A 21,019-nucleotide genomic window follows, 5' to 3' on the forward strand; every position below is an offset into this window, starting at 1 on the left:
TTTCGTTTTATGATTTACCATCAATAATGGTTAGCTCACCAGTGGCGAATGGGCTATCCCATTTTCCTATTACACCTTGATATTTTGCTTCTATTTGTTCTTCAATAAACCATCCGGAAACGGAACCTCTAATAAGAATAGAAGCCTTAATTCCCGAAAAATCAACTTCAGGATTAAAAAACCATTTTTTTCTGTACCCAGCTTCTATAAAGAAATCAAAATTACCAGCAAGTTTTCCTTCCATCAATGCTTCATATTCAAAACCCAAAAAAGATCCTTCGATATGAAATCCCATTTTTATAGTTAAAGCCGCAGTGGCTGTAGTTTTACCAATTAACTCTGCCTCTCCGCTATTTGCACTAAGACTCGCTTTGAGCTTAATATTAAAAGAAACACCAATGGTAAAATAGAACACCTCTGAAATTTCTTTACTTGTTAATTTATCTATTACTTTATTCAGGAAAATAATTATTGGAACTCTCTTTTGACCAGTTCTTACCAGATCAACTTCGATATTGGCTCCTAGAAGTGGATCTACATTGATTTCAAATTTTACCTCCTTATTTTTAGAGTAAAAAGCATCGCTATCAATATATTTATGATATCCAGCAATAGAAATAGCCGTGGGTATGATAGCTATAGATACTGCTTTATCACTTCCGTCTACATGATCGCCTCTTAAATAGTCTGCAGTTTTATCTAATAATTCGGTAAGTCTTGATATACGCTTAAGCGGAGTATAGGCTTTGTCTAAGATTACAGAAGCACCTTTGTTAATAATTGTTTTCCCATTGTTATAATTTGCACCATAAAGGACTTTAACCTCAGCACTTCTTTTGCCTTTACCCATTCCTTTTTTAGAGGAGTTAGCTCTTCCAACTCTTATAGCTTTGTCTTGATGCTTTTTAAAAATATCACCTGGGGGTTGATTACCGTGTGTATATACCAATGGGTCTTTAGAACCAAAAGAAAATAGCAGTACCCATTCGGCATCAGGCAGCACTTCTACATCTATATTTGTACTATAGCTACAAAGTTCCAGAGGAATGTTATAAATCGTTTTTCTAGGTTCTGTTAACCCCATAAAACTATATAGAATCTTATCATGATCACCTTCAAACTGATAATTTATATCAAAAGGAATCTTAACTATACTACCAGATTTTAAAGGAGTTGTCTTTGTATCGTTATCTATTGAATAAAAAATTGCATCATCAAATTCATTAGGAGGTAATTTTAGGTTTTCAATAATTAATTCTAAATTTTTTTTATACTTTTCTCTAGTTCCAGCAACAAATTGAATTGGTTCTGGTAAACTTCTATTATGATGTTTATTAGTATTGCCATAATCTTTTTCATCTTTTCCATAGAGGACTTCATGAGTTTTATTGTTTTTAACTACTGTAATTTTAGTAAAACTACATTCATTCGTTTCTTCCTCAGTTTCTTCTGGTGGTTTTGTTTCTTCTGGTGGTGTAACAACAGGTGGAGGTGTTGTTTTTTCTTCCTCTTCTTCTTTTTTCTTTTCTTGTTTTGCTTTTACATTAGTTACTACATCTCCTTTTGGAAAGCCATCTACAGCGAAACTCATACCATCCATGGAGGTATTAGCCAGTGCCATGTTTTGGTTAATACTCGTAATAGATTTATTTAATTTAGCACTTACTTTCCCAGTATATTTTTCTTTTAAATTATCGATAAAACCATCAAAATTGTCCATTCTACCTAACCATTTTGAAGCCTTATCCATATCCTTTTGTACTTCTGCTGATTTTGCTTGAGCAGCATTGATTTTCTTTTGGGCTTTATTGTATCCTAATTTCTCTAACTCCTCATCTAATTCATCCTGAATTTTTTTATTGAGTTTATTCTTGGATCTTGCGGTTTTTTTATCAAGCTTTTTCTGGGCTTTTTTCTGAGCTTTTTCTTTTAATATTTTCGTGATTTCTCCTTTTTGAGGATTAGGAGGAATACTACTTTGTCCAGATGATACATATAACCCATATAAGGAAGCAATGGCTTTTTTACTAGATTCATCCTCCTCAAAAATGGCGTCCTTATTATAAGCTGTAACCTCTTCTGTCATTCGGTTATATTCATGCTCCGCTAATTGATCCAGTAATTTTTCATGTTCCTTTTTGTTATCTGACCACCGCTCTAACGGTGTACGATCGTCAAAGGTTGGAATTCTATTAGAGGGAGTACCATCCAGATTTACTAAACTGCTGGTGTTAATTTCTTGATTGTAATAGTTTTCTAATTCGTTTATAGAATTTTGAATTTCATTTTGAAAAAACTGTTCCTCTTTATCAGTAATCGCGTCGTTTTTTTCGATACCCAAATCATTAATTTGTGGTACCTCAATGTCATTAATGGTGGATGATATTTTGTTTTTAAGTTGCGGAATTTGATTTTCTAGGGATTCTAATTGTATATCGATCTGTTTCTTACTTAGATTGGCTTGGTTTAATGCTGCACTGGCACCATTAATTGTACTTTTTAGAGCTTTATTATCAAAGATTTTTCCAATCGGTTTTGCTCCATCTAAGACTCCAGAAATTTGTGAATTTATTTTATTGGTAGCATTTGTTGCTACTGACTTAGCTTTATTAGCGACACCATTAATTTTACCCTTAGCTTTATCAACCATATTAGGTTTTTTAGGACCCATAATCTCTGATTTGGCAACAGGTGGTTCGAAACCAACAAAGCCTCCACCAGCAGTACATATAAGTTCACTATGCTCTACCAAAGGGATAGCCTTTTCTATATTTACTGTGGGCTCAGCTGTATCTATCCATTTAGTGAATTTTGGATTGCAAATTTTTGTTGGAGTGGCTGTACAACTAGGAAACATTGGGATATTCGCACCGATAGTTTTGTCTGTAATATTTACCACAGGTTTTCCTCCAATAGTAACCATTTTGGTGGTAGAAATCATAGGAAGCAAAGTACCAGGACATTTATCACATTTTATTTTAAAACCTTCATAGGAAATTCTTTTTTCTTTCATAATACGGTGAGGTAATTTATGATTACATGGAAGTTAACTTGCTAATTTGTCTATAGCTATAGATCTCAGGGACTTCAATATTTAGAAAGAAAATACCTTCTTCTATATCTCCGTTTTCTTTTAAGTCTTGTGCCTCAAAATAATTAGCATCAATGTTAATGTTATAGGGGTGGACTTTAAAAAGATTACCAAGTAAAGAAGTTGCCATTTCGTTATCAAATAGTTGAGTGTCTAAACTTCCTGATCTTACTATTTGGTATCCTTTAGTAACTTCATGAATAGCAATAACTTTAGTATCTACTTTAAAAGGTAAATCTGTAGTGTCAAAAAAATCAGCAAATATCTTTCTTTGTGAAATAGATACTTCAGAAGTGATATGTTGTTGATAAATCGGAGGAAATAGTAATGTGATGATGTCGGATTTTTTTACAAGGCTTAAAAATTCATTTTCATCATGTATAATTTGATGAATGCCTTCTAGTATAACATGAATGTCTTCAATATCATTTTCAAATGTTTTTTGTAAAATCTTTTGTTGGTCATACCATGCTTCTGCAATTTCTCCTCTATTGACAATTGAAATAATTTCTCCTTTTTGATCTGTATATAGGACTAATTTATGTTGAATAATGTTCAATTTATCTTCTAAAGAAAAGATACCTTCTTTATTACTTTGTATTCTTTCAAGCACCTCTACAGAAAAAAGGTGTCCGATTTGATCTTTTTGAATAAAGGTTTTCCTTACAGTTGATTTTATGTTGTTTTCTATAGGTTCTTCGGAGGATTTTATAAATACACTAGTTGTTATGGAATATGTATTTGATCGCTCTTTTGTATCTATCGATAGATCTTCATGTAGTAATAATGTTGTCATGATTAATTGATATTAACTTTCCCTCCAAGAACTTTTACTCTTGCCGCCGTTAACAAACTACTAGCGGCACCAGTAAGGTTAAGTACTCCAGCGGTAATAATAGTAAGAATAGCTCCACTCTGTATGTTAGCCATTACAGCACCAGTTATGGATACCCTTTTCCCAAATACACTAACACTTTTCGAACCGTTTATTGTCGCTTTGGCACCTGCTTTTGCTTTTAAATTACTTCCTGCATCCATAGTAAAGTTTGTTCCTGCACTGTAGCTTAAATCTTTTGAAGCTGTAGATGCTATACTATTTCCAGCATTTACGGTAACATCGTTACTAGCTTCTATAGCAATATCGGTAGAGGAGAAGGTGATTTTGTTTGGTGCGCTAATGGTAATTTCACCATTACCGGCCATCATGATAGTATTACCACTTGGATCTGCAATAGTAACACTACCATCATTATCATTTAACGTCACCTGATTGCCACTTCTCGTTTTAATGGCTTTCAAGTGATTATTACCACTTTTAAAACTTTCTGGAACAGATGATGAATTAGTAACACTTCCTTTTACTATAGGTAATTCAGCATTGTCACCCTCGTGGTCAACAATAACTTCATCACCTTTTTCTGGCACAAAATACATTCCTTGTCCTGGTCCTCCTGCTAGACTAGCTTGGCGGATCCATGGAGAGGTTTCTCCGGTCTCTTTTTGCCAAGCATATTGTATCTTCACTCTACCCATCCCTTCAGGATCTACATTATCTACGACCACTGCTGTCTGTGACTTACTTTTGGGGAATGCTTTTATAGAAGTTTTAGGATATACATCAGATTCTGCTGTAATAGCTTCAAATGTATTTTCGTACCTGCCATTTTCGCTACAATTATGAATTACCTTTGTAATTCTATATCCACCATAAGAAGTACTTTCTCCATCGATAAGTATTTTGCATCCGATCGTAATACTTGGGTTACTGCTTTTTCCGGTTACTTTTATTTGATTTACCTCATTGGCTCTTTTTTGATGGAGTATCTGATCGTCTATTCTGGACTTCATTCTTGGATCATCATGTGAGCTTACTAAAATCTGAGTTTCCTTTTGAAATAACTTGTCGCTTTTTTGATTGATTGTAGAAATAAAACCTTTAGAATGAGAGTGTAATTCTTTGGTTTTTACCTCATGGAAAGCATCGGTGAGATAATCGTTAGTGAAATATTTAAAATTATTCGGGATAGCTTCTAATTTCATGGATAATTCTAATAAGTCATATCCATATCTTAGCGTAACAGTATCTTTACTTTCTGGTTTTCCAAATATCAATTGGATACCATCATAATAAAACCATTCTCCATACTGTGCGGCAAGTCTGCTGGCGTATTGGAATGCACTTTCTTCCTGTTGTACACTATAATGAATGGGAGTGACCATATTTGGTGAAATGGAACATTGTAGAATACCTTTGTCATATCCTGTAAACGTCTTTTCGAGAATTTCAGAAATCGCTATATCTTGATGAGAAGCGTAATGCGGTCCATCATCTGCAATGATACTAGAACTTTTTCCCGAGATATGAATAAGGTCACCAGTTTTTTGATAGAAGCCTTTCACGGTTTTTACGGAAGTGACAATTCCTTTGAACTCTAAAATTTCGTTTTCTGAAAAACCATTAACTGATTGGATTCTAATTAAAAAAACACCACCTAAAAATTGGACGCTTTCTCCAGAAATATGATCATTGTTTTCTTCTAGAACATCTTTTCTACAGATGAGTTCAAAATTATGATGAGCATCTATTTCCTGATGTAGTGATAAGTTTTTAAATGCTGGGATGGGATTACCATCTATAAATAATTGTATATGTGTATCTGCTGCCATGGTTTATCTAATTGATAAATAAATTGGTGTTGATACACTTAAATTAGTGTATTAAAATATCTCAAATAACAAAATAGTGACGAATAGTAATTATTGTAGGATGTTTGTATTGAATTTTGTGGTTTTAGAGAATTCCTTAAAGAGCTAACCCATATGATATTTGTTTTTTAGAAGATTGAAAGGGTATTATCTAAAAAAAAGGATTAGTTCTATTTTCCTTTTATTTCTGCTAAACAGCACCACAATCTTACCGAACCTCCACATTGGTGAACTCTTAGTATAGAAGAACACTAAGTTTACCAAAGAATTTAAACTCATTTAAAAATTTTAAAGCAATGAAATTACAAAACAAATTATTTGGGAAATTAACTAAAGTTATGCTTGTTTTATCTGTATTGTTTATCTCATCTTGTGGAAGTGATGATGATGGAACAGTACCTGCAGAACCATTTGTAGCGCTTCCTTCTGAAGTTCTAACTACTTTTAGCGGAGAGTTGACGTACACCCCTGCGAGCGGTATGGGTATAGTAGCAGGAGTACAAGGCACCGCTACTATTTCGGTTTCAGGTACCAATCATACAATTAGTTTTAGTGATGGAGTTCCTTCCATTACTGGAATACGATTCTTAGGAAGTTCTAATGGGAACTATGCGTCTATAGGTACTGGTGGTTCAGTAGCGGGTATTGCCATAGAAGGTAACGAGTTAACTATTGGAGCAACAATAGATAGTAATGTTTGGGCTTTTGTTCCAAACTAATATGCAAAGTAATTTTATAAAGTTAAGAGTGATTTTTCTAAAGTCACTCTTTTTTGTATTAGGATATCCTATATAACAGCGATTATTAAGGATTTTGTTTTTTCCCAAAGATGGCATCCATAATGGTTTTTAATCCTCTAAACGCCATGAATATAGCAAAAGATGCTCCTAATAACCCTAGAACTAAAACCAAGTAATAATACGGATGATCCTGATTTTTAAAGGCTGAATGAATGATCACTGGACTAACAAACATAAAAATCAAAGAAATAGCCATACGTTGTATTCCTTTTCCTAATAACTCTTTATCTGTTCTTTTAGGTTCCATAATTATCAATTGCATTTCGTACACTACCATATTTCTCTAATAATTCTGCTGCGAGAGTTCGTTCGATTTCTAATTCTTCCATAATCATTCGTGTACCTCTATCAACCAGTTTATTATTACTAAGTTGCATATCTACCATTTTATTTCCTTTTACTTTGCCTAACTGAATCATAACAGAAGTTGATATCATGTTAAGCACGAGTTTTTGGGCAGTACCGGCTTTCATTCTAGAACTTCCTGTAACAAATTCTGGTCCTACAGTTACCACGATAGGATGTTGTGCAGTAATAGCTAACGGGCTACCTTCATTACAGGTTATGCACCCCGTAATGATATTAGATTGATTACATTTTTCTAATGCCGAAATTACATACGGAGTAGTACCAGAAGCTGCAATACCAATTACAACATCTTTGTCGGAAATTTGATAAGATTGTAGATCTTTCCATCCTTGTTCGGTACTATCTTCTGCAAATTCTACAGCCTTGCGTATAGCAGTATCACCACCAGCAATTAATCCTATAACAAGATCATGAGATACTCCAAAGGTGGGAGGACATTCGCTGGCATCTACAATACCTAATCTACCACTGGTACCTGCACCCATATAAAAAAGTCTTCCTCCAACTTTTAGCTTTTCGACAATTTTAGTAACTAAAACCTCTATCTGTGGAATTGATTTTTCTACCGCTTCGGGTACGGTTTGGTCTTCTTTATTGATATTACTAAGTAAATCAGAAATACTCATCTTTTCCAGATGATTATACTTAGAAGCCTGTTCTGTTGTTTTGGTAAAACTCATGCTTCAAAAATACAGCTTTTTCAGATCACTCTTCAATAGTAAATTGAAAACGATTTGCTTCAGAAAGGTTAAAATATCCTAAAGCATAATTGTCTGGATTCGTTGTATTTATAATATTACCTCTTATTTGAGCAGGTGGTGTTTGAAAAGGGTTTCCACCTTCTTGCTCACTTTGTTCAATTAAAATATTGGAGTAATTAAAATACCTTTCATCTATACCTAGAATTTTTATAGTTACTTCTTCACCACCAACCATATCTTCGTAGAAATAAGAGAAATTAAATGATTCTCCTTGATAAAATCTGTCTTCGCTTGGAAGATATAAGTTAAAGTCAAAATCAAATAGGTAAAAATCTTCTCGGTTGCCATCATCTGTAAAGAAAACAATTATTTCTGTTTCATCACCTTCAAACAAAGTTCCATCTCCTTGTTCTATATTATCAATAGATACTGTAGGGATTAATTGAGTGGTAGCTTTATAAGTTTCTTCATTATATATTACCGTAAGTTCATAATCAATATCAAACTCTGGAATTACATTTGGATCTTCAGGGACAAAAAAGCCAGGTTCTCCTAAAGATTCTACAAAATTAATGATAGAATTATCTGAAAGATTAGTAATAAAAACAGTAGCATCACTAACTGTAGGAACACTATCATCAAAGAAAGGAGCAGAAAGTGTAAGTCTTACGCCACCTAAAGCATCAATAGGTGTTTCATCTAAGTAAATTTCAAAAGAAGCATCAATAACCAGTCTAGGTTCCCCATTAGGTACATCAACATCAATAACATCCTCACAACTAGTGATGATTAAGAGTCCTATGATATAAAAGCATAATTTTTTCATAATGCTAAAATTTAAAATTATAAGTTACAGCGGGTACGATTCCGAATATGGAAGTACGTACCGCCTCATTCACACGAGTTTCCGTATTTTGACTAAAATTTATAGATGCAGCATTTCTACGATTATAAAGATTATATACACTAAAAACCCATTCGCCCTGCCATTTTCTATTTTTATTTTTTCGAGGTGTAAGTGTAGCCGAAATATCTAAACGGTGATACGATGGTAATCGTTGATCGTTACGCAAACCATCAAATACCGGAACTACTAAACCTTGAAATTCAAATTGTCCTGTTGGATAATTGGTAGGTTGTCCTGTTTGGAATAAGAAATTAGCATTGAATTTCCATTTATCATTTAGCTCATAACTTCCATTAAAGGATATATCATGAGTTTTGTCATACGGAGTATTATACCATTCACCATTATTGATTCCTGTTTCCGTAGGGGTTCTTCCCGGTGTACGTTGTTCAGATTTAGAAAGAGTATATGCAAGCCAACCTTTGAATTTTCCTTCATTTTTGCGGATTAATAATTCTAATCCATAAGCTCTGGCTTCTCCATTTAGAATTTCTCTTTCTATAGCATCATTAGCAATAAGTTCGGCACCATCTATATAATCAATTCTGTTTTCTATATCCTTATAAAATATTTCTGTTTCAATAGAATAAGCATCGTCCTTGATACTTTTAAAATATCCAATGGCATATTGATTAAGCATTTGGGGTTTTACGAACCTTCCACTAGGTGTCCAAACATCCAGTGGAGTGGGGGAGCTGGTATTAGAAAGAAGGTGTAAATATTGTGCCATTCTATTATAACTTGCTTTTATCGAAGTATTATCATTAAAAGCATATGCCAGGGCAACTCTAGGTTCTAGGTTTGTAAAGTTTGCTAATTGAGCACTTCTGCTTACGCTTTCAGTTCCAATTGGATCTGCAGACTCGTAAATTTGTAATTCTTCATTAAATAGAAGTGGATTGTTATTTTCGTAGATGTTTATTTCATCCTGGCCCAATCGTATGAAGTTACTTAATCGAATTCCATACTGCAATGATAAATTGTTAGATATCTTATGTTCTGCATCCACATATACTCCAAATTCATTAGCGTATTTGTCAATTAATTTATCTCTAATGATACCAGAATCATCACTATTTGGTTTAATCTCCCCCGGATTGAATCGATAATAAATGTTGTTAATTCCGTAGTTCAACTGAAAATTATCACTTAGATAGTGTTTCAGATCATATTTCAAATTAAAATTTCGAATACCAGAATCCCATTCAAATCCAACAAAGTCCAGTTCCAATCCGTAGAAATAATCCGAATAAATAAGTGATAAGTTAGAAAATAATTTGTCGGAGAATAGGTGATTCCATCGTAGATTTAAAACAGTATTACCATAGGTGTTTCTAAAGCTTTCACTAATCGCGAAAACGTCTCGACCAAAATACCCTGATAAGAAGATATTGTTGTTTTCGTTGATTTTGTAATTAAGTTTTGTGTTGAGGTCGTAGAAATAAGCAATGTTATCATTTCCATCATCCACAACAGGTAGGAACAGGTGCGCATAAGAAGCTCGACCACCTACCAAAAAGGCTCCCTTGTTTTTTACGATGGGCCCTTCGGCTAATAACCTACTTGCTACTAATCCCAATCCTCCATTGATATGATATTCTTTACTGTTTCCTTCTTTTTGATAAATGTCCAAAACTGATGATACACGACCACCATAGCGAGCTGGGATTCCTCCTTTATAAAGTTTTATATCTTTAATAGCATCTGGATTAAAAACGGAAAAAAATCCAAAAAGGTGGGACGAGTTAAAAATAGTGGCTTCATCTAATAAGATAAGATTCTGATCTGCTGCACCACCACGTACATTAAATCCAGAAGCTCCTTCACCACCACTGGTTACTCCTGGTAGTAATACGATAGATTTAATCACATCTGCCTCACCAAGTACTACAGGAATTTGTTTTATAGTTCCTGCTGTAAGTTTGTTAAGACTCATTTGAGGTGTTTTGATGTTTACTTTTTCTACATTTTCGGTGATGACTACCTCATCTAACATCTCTGAAGCTTCTACTAATTGAAAATTAAGTTTCTTATCTTCATTTAGATTAATTTCCTGAATAATATCCTTAAATCCTAAGTAGCTAACTTGTAACTTATAGATTCCTTCTGGTAAGGTAATAGAATAAAATCCATATTCATTAGTAACTACACCTTTGCCAATTTCTGGGAAAAGTACATTAACACCAATTAAAGTTTCGTTACTGGATTTTTCTGAAATCGTACCATTAATTGTAAATTTTTCTTGACCGTATATGGCAAACTGCAGAGTACAAATAGCCAAAAGGCTACATAAAATGTTCTTTTTCAAAAGCGGTATTTTTAATATTTGTACGGTTTTAAAAGTATTTGCAATACGTACTATTGTTTCAAAAGTACTAAATAATAGTACTTTAAAACCGTATACATTTCCTAAATATATGTTATTTATTGATAGCCTTACTAACTAATCTTCCTCTAAAATTAAGGACTTCTTTTATGTTATATGTACATAAGATACCAATAAGAAGATCGTATTGATGATTTGTTACATTATCGAATTGTAAATAAAAAGCTTATGGCCTTAAAAAGGTCAAACAGGCCTAAATATTGGTAACAAAAATTAATTGGATTTTAGTTCAGGTTTCCAGCAAAAAGCAATGGGCAGCCATTCTTCGGAGCATACAGAATTACTATTTGTGGAATTAGTATTTGATTTGCGTTTAAGATATACCTGGTTGTTTTCTGAAAATACATAGTTAGTCTCTATTTTTTTGGTTTCAACAATAACTTTAGTTTTCATTTGGGGCTTTTGTAACATTTTATAAATAACTAATATCAACATCTGTGCCTAAATTTAATTTGTTATTAAAATCTGTATCCAACTCCTATTTTAAGTAGCTGTATTTGCGTATTAAATGAAGTATCTGGAATACCATCTGGTGCACTGATACTGCTAAAATCATATTGTACTTGTGCAAAGATTTTTTTGGTGATATCGTATGCAATTCCAAGATTAAGATTTAAACCACCTTCGGTTGATGGTGTTTCTAAATTGGAATCTCCAGATACATTAAAACCTAATATAGTATATCCAATTCCTAAAGAAGGATGAATTTTATCAAAAACTACTAGTTCTCCAAATAATCTTGGTTGTAGTGTATATGCAATAGTGGTTACATCTTGAAATGAATTATTTATCAATACACCTCCATTTAAAGATGCTCCAACACTAAAAGCTGATTTAGTAAAAAACTTATAATCAATTCCGATATCAGCTATTCCATCATAAAATTTTCCAATAAAATTATCACCCAACGGTATAGGGTAATTCACCTCTAAATTTATTTTAGAATCTTGTGAGAATGAATGTAAACTGAAAATTAGAATAGTAAGAAGAAACAAAGAATTTTTCATGATAAATATTTTTTGAGTTATGTATGTAAAGTTTCTTTTCAACTAGTAAATAGCTGAATAAATTAAATTTTATGAATAGATTTTATTTGTTACTCTTTTGGTGGATTTTTCTTGTATCTGTTTTTACCTAAATTGAACACTCCTATTTTAGCTCCAAAGTTTATAGAAACACCATTGATATTATCAAGTGTATTGGGTATCGGATCAATAGGTGACGAAAACCTGTATTTAATGGCTCCTTCAAATTGTATATATTTAGTTAGATTATATAAAACACCGACACCTGGCTCTGCTATTAACGTAGCATCTTTATTAGTAATTGATGGACCAGAAATTTCCGTAAAACCTATACCAATTAAAAATGGAAAGGATAAATGAAAATTGGAGGAACGAATGATAATGTTTTCCGAATGAAGGCCTCCATAAATAACAAATAAATCATAATCTTCTCCAAAAGTACCATCAACAGACCTTAAATCTGAAGTTAATGCTTTTATGGCTATTCCTAGTTCCATTTTTTTATTATAAACATATGCCAATTTCATTCCCGCTGAGAATGTTTCATTCTTTTTAATTCGACCAAAACCAACATCTCCTCCTAGATAAACGCCATGTAGGATGTTATTTCTATCATTAAATTCTATATAATCTTTATCCTGTGCTTTTGCGTAAAAACAGTTAATGAAGATAAATATGAATAATACTATTTTCCTTTTTTTCATAATATTTAGTGCTATTAATGTCAATCAGTTTTATTGTAGAGAATTTTGTTTTGACCACATTTAGTATTTAGCGTTTCTCTCTTAGTTTTTTGGTGCTTTTTTCTTGTATCTATTTTTTCCGAGATTAAAGACTCCAATCTTTATTCCTAATCCAGCAGAAAACCCATTAATTCTATCAATTCCGCTAGGATGAATGTTAAACTTACTAGAGAATCTGTATTTTACCCCTGCTTCAAGTTGTATGAATCGCGAAATATTAAATAACACATTTACTCCAGGTTCTGCTACAAATATGGCATCCCATTCATAATCATCTTCATTAAACTCACCATCATTTAATTGACCATCTATATAGCCAACACCTCCAAAACCAACGAGTAATGGGAAAGAGAGGTTTACTCTGGATTTACTAAATAATATGGGTTCGAAATGCATTCCGGCATATCCTCCAATCAGATCTTCATCATTAGATGCCGATATTCCTGGTAAGTTTTGTTGTGAATAGAAACCTTTCATTCCAAAACCAACTTCAAACTTTCGATTAGCAACATATGCTAATTTAAGTCCGATTGATCCGGTTTCTTCTCCATCAATCTCGCCATAATTGGTGCTAAAACCAAGATATACTCCGTGAACGATATTTTTACGATCATTGAATTCTATATAATCACTGTCATTTTTATCTTGAGAATATATTTGGCTAGAGCTGACTATTAGCAGTGTGATTAGCAGTTGGATTGTTTTTTTCATTGATATTGATTTGTTTTGTTGAATTGATAAATGGTTGCGATTGTAATGTTGTTATTCCTTTAATATGATTACCCCTTTTCTTCCTGTAATTTTGAATATTCCTTTTTCTAGATTTGACCCGTAAGTACCCTGAATCTCACGTAGTCTTTTTTTATCATCAATCATTTTATTTTTGATATTCTTAAAAGTTTTAGGAATTCTTAATAAACCTTGCTCTAACGATGCTTCGAAATCAAAGTTGAGATCAGAAATATCAATGTTGATTTCAGAAGATTTTTGATTGATATCCACATTTGCGCTGGGATTCGTGATTTTATCTACTTTGAAATCTGCGACATCCATAATGAGGTCAATTTCATTAATAAGATTGTCTAGCCAAACTGTAGAAAATTTTAGTTCTCCTTTTATTTTTTCTATACTTCCTAAAAACACTTTGTCTTTATTTGAATATAACTGAAGCTGATTCACTTTTTCTATATTGATTGTTGATCCATTACTTAGTATTCTTAAGTTTTTAGAGGTTTGAAGGTCAAATTCGCTATTTTTTAATTCTACTTTTCCATAGGATATAGATTTGGTCTGTAGCTTACCAAATGTCATTTTTATATTGGCATTAATAATGTCATTATTAATCCACATATCACCATGTTGTGAATCTGAGGTCAGTTTACCATCCCATTCACTAATTATGATGTCCCCAAACTTATTTTTAAGCTGAATTTCAGCATTTATGGGTAAGCTGATTTTGTAGTCTATTTGGACATTTCCTTTATCAAAATCAAATGGGTTTACACTATTAAAGACTCTTGTAAAGAAGCTGTAATTTTTTTCTTCTATATCCGAAACAATTTTTATAAAACTATTGGTTTTACTAATGGACGGTCGAATTCTGTCTAACAATTCCTGAGCATCGTCTTTTTCCTTTTTTGAGACAGAGATATTAATTGTAATTGCTATTTTATTTTGATCCCATCCATCAATGATAATATTACCATATTTGTTTTCTAGTTGCAGTGTTCCTGAATTTGTAAAATCATATGTTTTCTCAATTGATTTTGATAGTTTTTCCTGAGCATTTAGATGATAACACTGGAAAATTATCAATAAGATGAGAGTTATTCTTTTATAATATATATCCTTCATTATCATCAGATTTTTTGGAATCTTTAATTTGTTCTAAAAGATTTTCTATTAGTTCAATTCTTTTTTTGTAGTTCTGTACAATGGCTTCTAAAATGTATTCGTTATTAAGATTAGCATTCATTTCTTCTTTCAGTATCATATATTCCTTATCTAGTTCATCCATAAAAGAGAGGAATTCTTCTTTATCACTTGCCGATAATTTTGAATGTTCTTTTACCAGCGCAACTTGAAATGATACTAGCCCTTTATAGTAATTATCAATATCATTTAATTCTCGATGAATCGCAGTATTTTTGTGAGTAGTATTGGTATCAATCTTTGTAACAAGTTTTAGCATTGCAAAACTTCCTAAAAGAACACATATAACGGCTGCAATTTTAATGAATGGAGATTTCCAAATAACAAATCTTACCGACTCTTTTTTGTTTTCGATATCAAGTTTTGATTCGATGTCTGCCCAGATTTTATCTTCATCAGCCTTATGTTCATCAAATAGTAATTTATTTTCTCTTATATATTTTTCAAAATCATCCATAATTTTATAATGTGTTTATGATTTGAATTAGTTTTTTTTTAGCTCTGTGGTATTGCGATTTAGATGTAGAATGGGTAATTCCTAATATTTCCGAAATTTCCTTATGATCATATCCTTCAATAAGATAGAGTACGATAATCTGTTTATATCCATCTGGTAATGCTGCAATTCCTTGTTTAATTTTTTTTATATCTGGTGTTATATTTGATTTATGAATCTCTTCACTGATATGATATTCATGATGATCTAATGGTATTACAGGGATTTTTTTTGCTTTTAGATGATTAATACTTTTATTAACAACTATTCTCTTTAACCAAGAACCAAAAGTGCTTTCATATCGAAATGAGTTTAGGTTTTTAAAAGCATCTACGAAACTATCCTGAATAATATCCTCAGCATCCTCCTTAATATTCAATATTCGCATACTCACGTTGTACATAGCATCTACGTATAACTTATATAGCTGATATTGCGAAACCCGATCACCAGATTTGCTTTTTTCTATAAGATCTTTATGCGTATAAAGAATATTTGTTTTCAATTATTTATGATTAGTTATCAGTCTTACTAGAGTAACTTTTTCTTTCTAACTATTATTATTGACAAACCAAAAAACAAAGGGTTGCATCTACTTATAAATTTTCGTAGATATTTATAAAAAAAAGCCTGAAAACGTAATGTTTTCAGGCTTTTATATAAGTTGTTTTTTGTTTAAAAACTTATGAAATGATTTTATTTAATGTTTCGCTTGGTCTCATTGCGTTTTCTATTTTGACTACATCAGGCCAGTAATAACCTCCCATATCCACAGCACTTCCTTGAGCACCATTCAGCTCTTCGATAATTTTAGCTTCATTATCACCTAAATCCTTAGCAATTGAAGAAAACTGTTGTTGCAGTTCAGTATCTTTTGTTTGTTCCGACAATGCTTGAGCCCAATATAAAGCAAGATAGTAGTGACTTCCTCTATTATCAAGTTCATTCACTTTTCTAGATGGAGATTTTTTATTTTCTAAAAACTCCTCTGTTGCTTTATCTAATGCTTCTGCTATTACAAGTGCTTTTTGGTTATCATTAACTTCTCCTAAATGTTCTAAGGAAACGGCTAGTGCTAAAAACTCTCCCAAAGAATCCCAACGTAAATGACCTTCTTGATTAAACTGCTGTACATGCTTTGGTGCTGATCCTCCAGCTCCTGTTTCAAACAATCCACCACCATTCATTAATGGTACAATAGAAAGCATTTTTGCACTTGTTCCTAATTCTAGAATAGGGAAGAGGTCTGTATTATAATCACGTAGTACATTTCCTGTAACGGATATGGTATCTTTACCTTCTTTAATTCTTTCTAATGAGAATCGAGTAGCTTCTACCGGAGACATGATTCTAATATCTAAACCATCAGTGTTGTGCTCAGGAAGATATTTTTCAACTTTCGTTATTAAGCTTGCATCATGAGCTCTATCTTTATTTAACCAAAAGATAGCAGGAGTATCTGTTGCTCTAGCTCTACTAACAGCTAATTTTACCCAATCTTTTACAGGAGCGTCTTTTGTTTGACACATTCTCCAAATATCTCCTTGCTCTACTTCATGCTCGATTAAAACAGTGCCAGTCGCATCTACAACACGAACAGTTCCATTTTCTTTAATTTCAAAAGTTTTGTCATGAGATCCATATTCTTCTGCTTTTTTAGCCATTAAACCTACATTAGGAACAGTTCCCATCGTAGTTGGATCAAAAGCACCATGCTTTTTACAAAAATCAATCGTTTCTTGATAAATACCTGCATAACTACTATCTGGAATTACAGCTTTAGTATCTTGAGTATTTCCATCAGCATCCCACATCTGACCAGAATTTCTAATCATAGCAGGCATTGAAGCATCAATAATTACATCACTAGGTACGTGAAGATTGGTAATTCCTTGATCAGAATTTACCATGGCTAGTTTAGGGCCATTTTCATAACATGTTTTGATATCTGCCTCTATCTCTGCTCTTTTAGCAGTGTCAGTAACTCTTTTTAGTTTGTTTACAAGATCACCGAATCCATTATTTACTTCTACACCGATTTCTTCTAAGGTTTCACCATGTTTTTCAAAAACATCTTTGAAAAATACTTCTACCGCATGACCAAAAATAATCGGATCGGATACTTTCATCATGGTTGCCTTCATGTGCAAAGAGAACAAAACGTTTTTCTCTTTGGCATCTGCAACTTGCTCTTCTAAGAAAGTTATTAATGCTTTTTTGCTCATTACCGTAGCATCGATAATTTCACCTTCTAGTAATGCTGTTTTTTCCTTTAATGTAGTAGTGTTTCCATCTGTACCAACTAACTCAATTTTTACATCTCCAGCATTAGCTATAGTTACAGATTTTTCATTAGATCTAAAATCTCCACTAGACATTGTGGCAACGTGTGTCTTAGAATCACTACTCCAAGCACCCATAGAGTGTGGATTTTTTCGAGCGTATTGTTTTACAGGTTTTGGTGCTCTTCTGTCGGAGTTTCCTTCTCGTAATACAGGATTCACGGCACTACCTTTTATTTTATCATATCTTCCTTTAATCTCTTTTTCGGAATCATTTTCCGGCTCTTCTGGGTAATTAGGAATATTAAAACCTTGTAACTGTAATTCTGCAATTGCAGCTTTTAACTGTGGAACAGAAGCACTAATATTAGGAAGCTTAATAATGTTAGCTTCTGGTTTTAATGCTAATTCACCAAGTTCTGCTAAAGCATTTGCTTGTTTTTGTTTATCAGAAAGGTTTTCTGGGAATACAGCTAAAATTCTTGCTGCTAGTGAAATATCTTTTGTTTCAACCTCTATATTGGCTGCTTTAGTAAATTTTTTTACAATTGGTAAAAAAGAGTATGTTGCTAATGCAGGTGCTTCATCAGTTTTAGTGTACACAATTTTTGAGGATTCAATTCCCATATTTTTTAATTTTTAGTAAGATATTCGGTTGCCTTTCGGTGTAATATCTTGTGTGTATTATACGATCTGTTTAGAAAACGATAGGTTGTTTAACCTTTCATACTTAATATTACAAGATTACCAGTGTAAGGCTATGGTAATTCACAGTAATATTTTCCGAGCGCGAAGATACAAATATAGCGAGGTAAATGCAACCTGATTACTGTTAGTTTTGCGTTAAAGAGCTTGAATTAAATATCTTTAAAAAAGATTGGGGTCAAAAAATGGGACTCGCAAAAAAAGAAGAGAATTTTAAGAATCGTTTTAAAAATTAAAAAGCCATATCATAATACGAATACCTTGATATGGCTTTTGTACAGAAATAAAATTTTGTCAGCTGTTTTACCCGCTATGAAATAATAACTTTCGTTTGTTATACCAAAAAGATACTTTCTGTAAGATAGGCAGCTTTAAACTGATAACAGTATATGAGATTTAAATACTACCTTTAGACTATTGCGAACGCTTTTGTGTATAAATTACTTATGTAATTTTGCGTTTTTTCATCCGAATAGTCTATTTCCACTTAAAATTAAAAAGGTGTCAAAACTTAATTTTTTCCTTTGGATTTCATGCTGAAAATGATTTTAAAGTAGATCTTTAAATTAATTTCAATGATGTATTCAAAAAAATAACTTTCGTTTTATATTTATCCTAATCTTAAGATGGTTTATGTAAAATGTTCAAAGAACGAGTTTAGAAAAATTATAAAATAGGAATCCTTGTGTCATCACTATCAGCTATTATAAAATTTCTTATTTAAAATTACTTAAAATTAATTTGCAATACAATTTTTTATATAAGTTTAGTTATCAACTGGTTATGAACTTAAGATATTAACTTTTGTTCATAAAAAAAGGCTGCCTGATGACAACCTTTTTGTATTGTGAAATAAAGAATAATTTAGTTTCTTTTTTCTTTGATTCGAGCTTTCTTACCCGTAAGTTCTCTAAAGTAAAAGATACGTGCTCTACGTACTTTTCCTCTCTTATTAACCTCGATTTTCTGAAGTGCAGGTAAATTCACTGGGAAAATACGCTCAACACCTACAGTACCAGACATTTTTCTAATTGTAAATGTTTCACTAGCACCAGAACCTCTTCTTTGGATTACAACACCTCTAAAAAACTGAGTACGTGTTTTGTTTCCTTCTTTAATTTCGTAATATACTGTGATTGTATCACCTGCAGAAAACTCAGGTAATTCTTTTTTTGTAACAAATTCGTTCTGTACGAATTTTACTAAATCTTCCATTTTTGAAGTAGTTTACTTATGTTTTATCAAAACAACATTCACGATTTTCGCCAGAGGTTATTTTAATTAGGGTGCAAAAATAAGTATTATTTAATGATTTGCAAGTATTTTTTAGTAAATGTTACTTGCTGTTTTTGAGTGGTCTATCTTTAATTTCTAATCTGTGATTTAATGATTTGGGAGTTTTTTTGATAAAAATAAATATGTCTGTTTATTCTTCTAATAAATCAGGTCTTCTTTCTTTGGTTCTTTGATAGGCTTGTTCTTCTCTCCAAGCTTCTATTTTAGGGAAATTACCTGACGTTAGAACTTCAGGTACTTTCCATCCGTTATAATCCGCTGGCCTTGTATAAATTGGTGGAGCCAATAAGTCGTCTTGAAAAGAATCCGTTAATGCAGAGGTCTCATTACCTAGAACTCCAGGAATTAACCTAATAACGGCATCACAAAGAATTAGTGCTCCTAATTCTCCGCCCGATAATACATAATCTCCTACAGAGATTTCTTTGGTGATAAAATGATCTCTTACTCTTTGATCAACACCTTTATAATGTCCACAAAGGATAATAAGATTCCCTTTTAGAGATAATTGATTTGCAATTCCTTGATTTAGAGTTTCTCCATCAGGAGTCATATAAATGACTTCATCATAATTGCGCTCAGATTTCAGTTTAGAGATACATTTATCTATAGGTTCTACCATCATAACCATACCTGCACCGCCACCAAATTGGTAGTCATCTACTTGTTTGTAGTTATTAGAAGTATAGTCTCTAAGATTGTGTAAGTGCACTTCTACCAGTCCTTTTTCTATCGAACGCTTCATAATTGAAGCTTCAAAAGGACTTTTTAAGATATCAGGAACTACAGTAATTATATCTATTCGCATTTCTTATTGTTAGAATATGCAAAGATGCAAAACTATCTGATAAAATCCAGAAAAATGATCTACTTAGCGCCAGCTTTGCGTTGCTTGTTGATCTCGTCCTGAAGTTTACGCATTACTTTTTGTTCTCTTTCTAATGCTCTACGTCGATGATCTTCAAATTCTGCTTCTGTCTCAGCTAAAGCCTTTTTAGCCTGAATTGTTACAGAATTACTATTCTTAAACTTGAATACAAAAAATGCTAACAAAGCGAGCAGAGCACCAACAATAGTCCACATCATCGTTTTATAACTTCCTTTGGTAAATGACATTCCTAAAAATGTCATGTTATCTTTTTCTTCGGTAACTGCGGATAAATCTTCGTTAGTTTTTGCTAAAGAGGCTTCTAGGTTTGTAATAGAAGTTTGCTGTGCTATAATTTTTTGATTAGAACTATTTAATTTCGACTCTAATGTTTTAAGCGAATCGATAGTATTTCCTTTAAGTTTATCTAACCATACTCGTTTTACTACCTTGTATTCTTGATATCTTCCAGATTTTTTAATTACGACATCAAATTGAGTTTTGATATTCTCTTTCTTGAGTGCTTGTTCTGCAGTTAGTTCTTCTTCTTGTGCCTGAATGGTTTCAAAGATGGGGAGAAAAGCTATGAAAACTAATAGGTACTTTGATAATTTCATGTGTGAGTTTTTGTAATTTTAATGGTCGATTGAAGTCTGAATTGTTTTGGATCAATTTATGTTACTTGCCAAATTATAGAATCCTTTGGGTAAAC

At 32.4% G+C, this 21,019-nt stretch carries 19 protein-coding genes; 1 reads left to right on the plus strand and 18 read right to left on the minus strand.

From position 1 onward, the window contains the following. Nucleotides 1-7: 7 nt before the first annotated feature. The 3 genes from ABD077_RS08985 to ABD077_RS08995 are packed head-to-tail and all read right to left on the minus strand — an operon-like array spanning nt 8 to nt 5,758. Nucleotides 8-3,013: a DUF4280 domain-containing protein gene (locus ABD077_RS08985; protein ID WP_343911995.1), complete on the minus strand. Its 3,006-nt coding sequence runs from the start codon at nt 3,011-3,013 to the stop codon at nt 8-10. 22 nt (nt 3,014-3,035) lie between these two features. Further along, on the minus strand, nt 3,036-3,887 hold the full coding sequence (locus ABD077_RS08990) for a hypothetical protein (protein ID WP_343911997.1): 852 nt from the start codon (nt 3,885-3,887) through the stop codon (nt 3,036-3,038). Nucleotides 3,888-3,889: 2 nt separating this feature from the next. After that, a complete protein-coding gene (locus ABD077_RS08995; RefSeq protein WP_343911998.1) occupies nt 3,890-5,758 on the minus strand; it encodes a type VI secretion system Vgr family protein in 1,869 nt (622 codons plus the stop codon). A 335-nt stretch (nt 5,759-6,093) separates the two neighbouring features. On the opposite strand from ABD077_RS08995, the gene ABD077_RS09000 reads away from it, so the two are divergent. Further along, nucleotides 6,094-6,516, plus strand: coding sequence for a hypothetical protein (locus ABD077_RS09000; protein WP_343911999.1), 423 nt, complete (start codon nt 6,094-6,096; stop codon nt 6,514-6,516). An 85-nt stretch (nt 6,517-6,601) separates the two neighbouring features. On the opposite strand, the gene ABD077_RS09005 is transcribed toward ABD077_RS09000, so the two are convergent. The 15 genes from ABD077_RS09005 to ABD077_RS09075 form a co-directional block, all read right to left on the minus strand. Beyond that, nucleotides 6,602-6,844 carry a DUF6095 family protein gene (locus ABD077_RS09005; protein ID WP_343912000.1) on the minus strand — a complete coding sequence of 81 codons (243 nt, stop codon included), beginning with the start codon at nt 6,842-6,844 and terminating at the stop codon, nt 6,602-6,604. Then, a complete protein-coding gene (gene murQ, locus ABD077_RS09010; protein ID WP_343912001.1) occupies nt 6,834-7,646 on the minus strand; it encodes an N-acetylmuramic acid 6-phosphate etherase in 813 nt (270 codons plus the stop codon). Before murQ ends, ABD077_RS09005 begins: the two co-directional genes overlap by 11 nt. Nucleotides 7,647-7,671: 25 nt before the next feature. Then, on the minus strand, nt 7,672-8,493 hold the full coding sequence (locus ABD077_RS09015) for a DUF4249 family protein (RefSeq protein ID WP_343912002.1): 822 nt from the start codon (nt 8,491-8,493) through the stop codon (nt 7,672-7,674). A 4-nt stretch (nt 8,494-8,497) separates the two neighbouring features. Continuing rightward, entirely contained in the window at nt 8,498-10,882 is a 2,385-nt protein-coding gene (locus tag ABD077_RS09020) for a TonB-dependent receptor (RefSeq protein ID WP_425545858.1), read from the minus strand. A gap of 291 nt (nt 10,883-11,173) precedes the next feature. Then, nucleotides 11,174-11,353 (minus strand): hypothetical protein, encoded by a 180-nt coding sequence (locus ABD077_RS09025; protein ID WP_343912003.1) that lies wholly within the window; start codon nt 11,351-11,353, stop codon nt 11,174-11,176. A 65-nt stretch (nt 11,354-11,418) separates the two neighbouring features. Beyond that, a complete protein-coding gene (locus ABD077_RS09030; protein WP_343912004.1) occupies nt 11,419-11,967 on the minus strand; it encodes an outer membrane beta-barrel protein in 549 nt (182 codons plus the stop codon). 89 nt (nt 11,968-12,056) lie between these two features. Continuing rightward, nucleotides 12,057-12,689 carry a hypothetical protein gene (locus ABD077_RS09035; protein ID WP_343912005.1) on the minus strand — a complete coding sequence of 211 codons (633 nt, stop codon included), beginning with the start codon at nt 12,687-12,689 and terminating at the stop codon, nt 12,057-12,059. 81 nt (nt 12,690-12,770) lie between these two features. Beyond that, nucleotides 12,771-13,439, minus strand: a complete 669-nt coding sequence (locus ABD077_RS09040; protein ID WP_343912006.1) for a hypothetical protein — start codon at nt 13,437-13,439, stop codon at nt 12,771-12,773. 51 nt (nt 13,440-13,490) lie between these two features. After that, on the minus strand, nt 13,491-14,582 hold the full coding sequence (locus ABD077_RS09045) for a hypothetical protein (protein ID WP_343912007.1): 1,092 nt from the start codon (nt 14,580-14,582) through the stop codon (nt 13,491-13,493). After that, nucleotides 14,563-15,117, minus strand: a complete 555-nt coding sequence (locus ABD077_RS09050) for a hypothetical protein (RefSeq protein ID WP_343912008.1) — start codon at nt 15,115-15,117, stop codon at nt 14,563-14,565. Before ABD077_RS09050 ends, ABD077_RS09045 begins: the two co-directional genes overlap by 20 nt. Before the next feature lie 4 nt (nt 15,118-15,121). Continuing rightward, nucleotides 15,122-15,661, minus strand: coding sequence for an RNA polymerase sigma factor (locus ABD077_RS09055; RefSeq protein ID WP_343912009.1), 540 nt, complete (start codon nt 15,659-15,661; stop codon nt 15,122-15,124). A gap of 178 nt (nt 15,662-15,839) precedes the next feature. Beyond that, a complete protein-coding gene (locus tag ABD077_RS09060; protein ID WP_343912010.1) occupies nt 15,840-18,065 on the minus strand; it encodes an NADP-dependent isocitrate dehydrogenase in 2,226 nt (741 codons plus the stop codon). Nucleotides 18,066-19,007: 942 nt separating this feature from the next. After that, nucleotides 19,008-19,358, minus strand: coding sequence for a 50S ribosomal protein L19 (rplS, locus tag ABD077_RS09065; protein ID WP_299602520.1), 351 nt, complete (start codon nt 19,356-19,358; stop codon nt 19,008-19,010). A 211-nt stretch (nt 19,359-19,569) separates the two neighbouring features. Further along, nucleotides 19,570-20,247: a tRNA (guanosine(37)-N1)-methyltransferase TrmD gene (gene trmD, locus ABD077_RS09070; protein ID WP_343912011.1), complete on the minus strand. Its 678-nt coding sequence runs from the start codon at nt 20,245-20,247 to the stop codon at nt 19,570-19,572. Between the two features lie 59 nt (nt 20,248-20,306). Continuing rightward, the gene (locus ABD077_RS09075) at nt 20,307-20,924 is read right to left on the minus strand and encodes a tRNA (guanine-N1)-methyltransferase (RefSeq protein WP_299602514.1); all 618 of its coding nucleotides are present in this window, start codon (nt 20,922-20,924) and stop codon (nt 20,307-20,309) included. Between the last annotated feature and the right edge of the window lie 95 nt (nt 20,925-21,019).

Source organism: Aquimarina litoralis (assembly GCF_039523995.1).
Classification (GTDB): Bacteria; Bacteroidota; Bacteroidia; order Flavobacteriales; family Flavobacteriaceae; genus Aquimarina; species Aquimarina litoralis.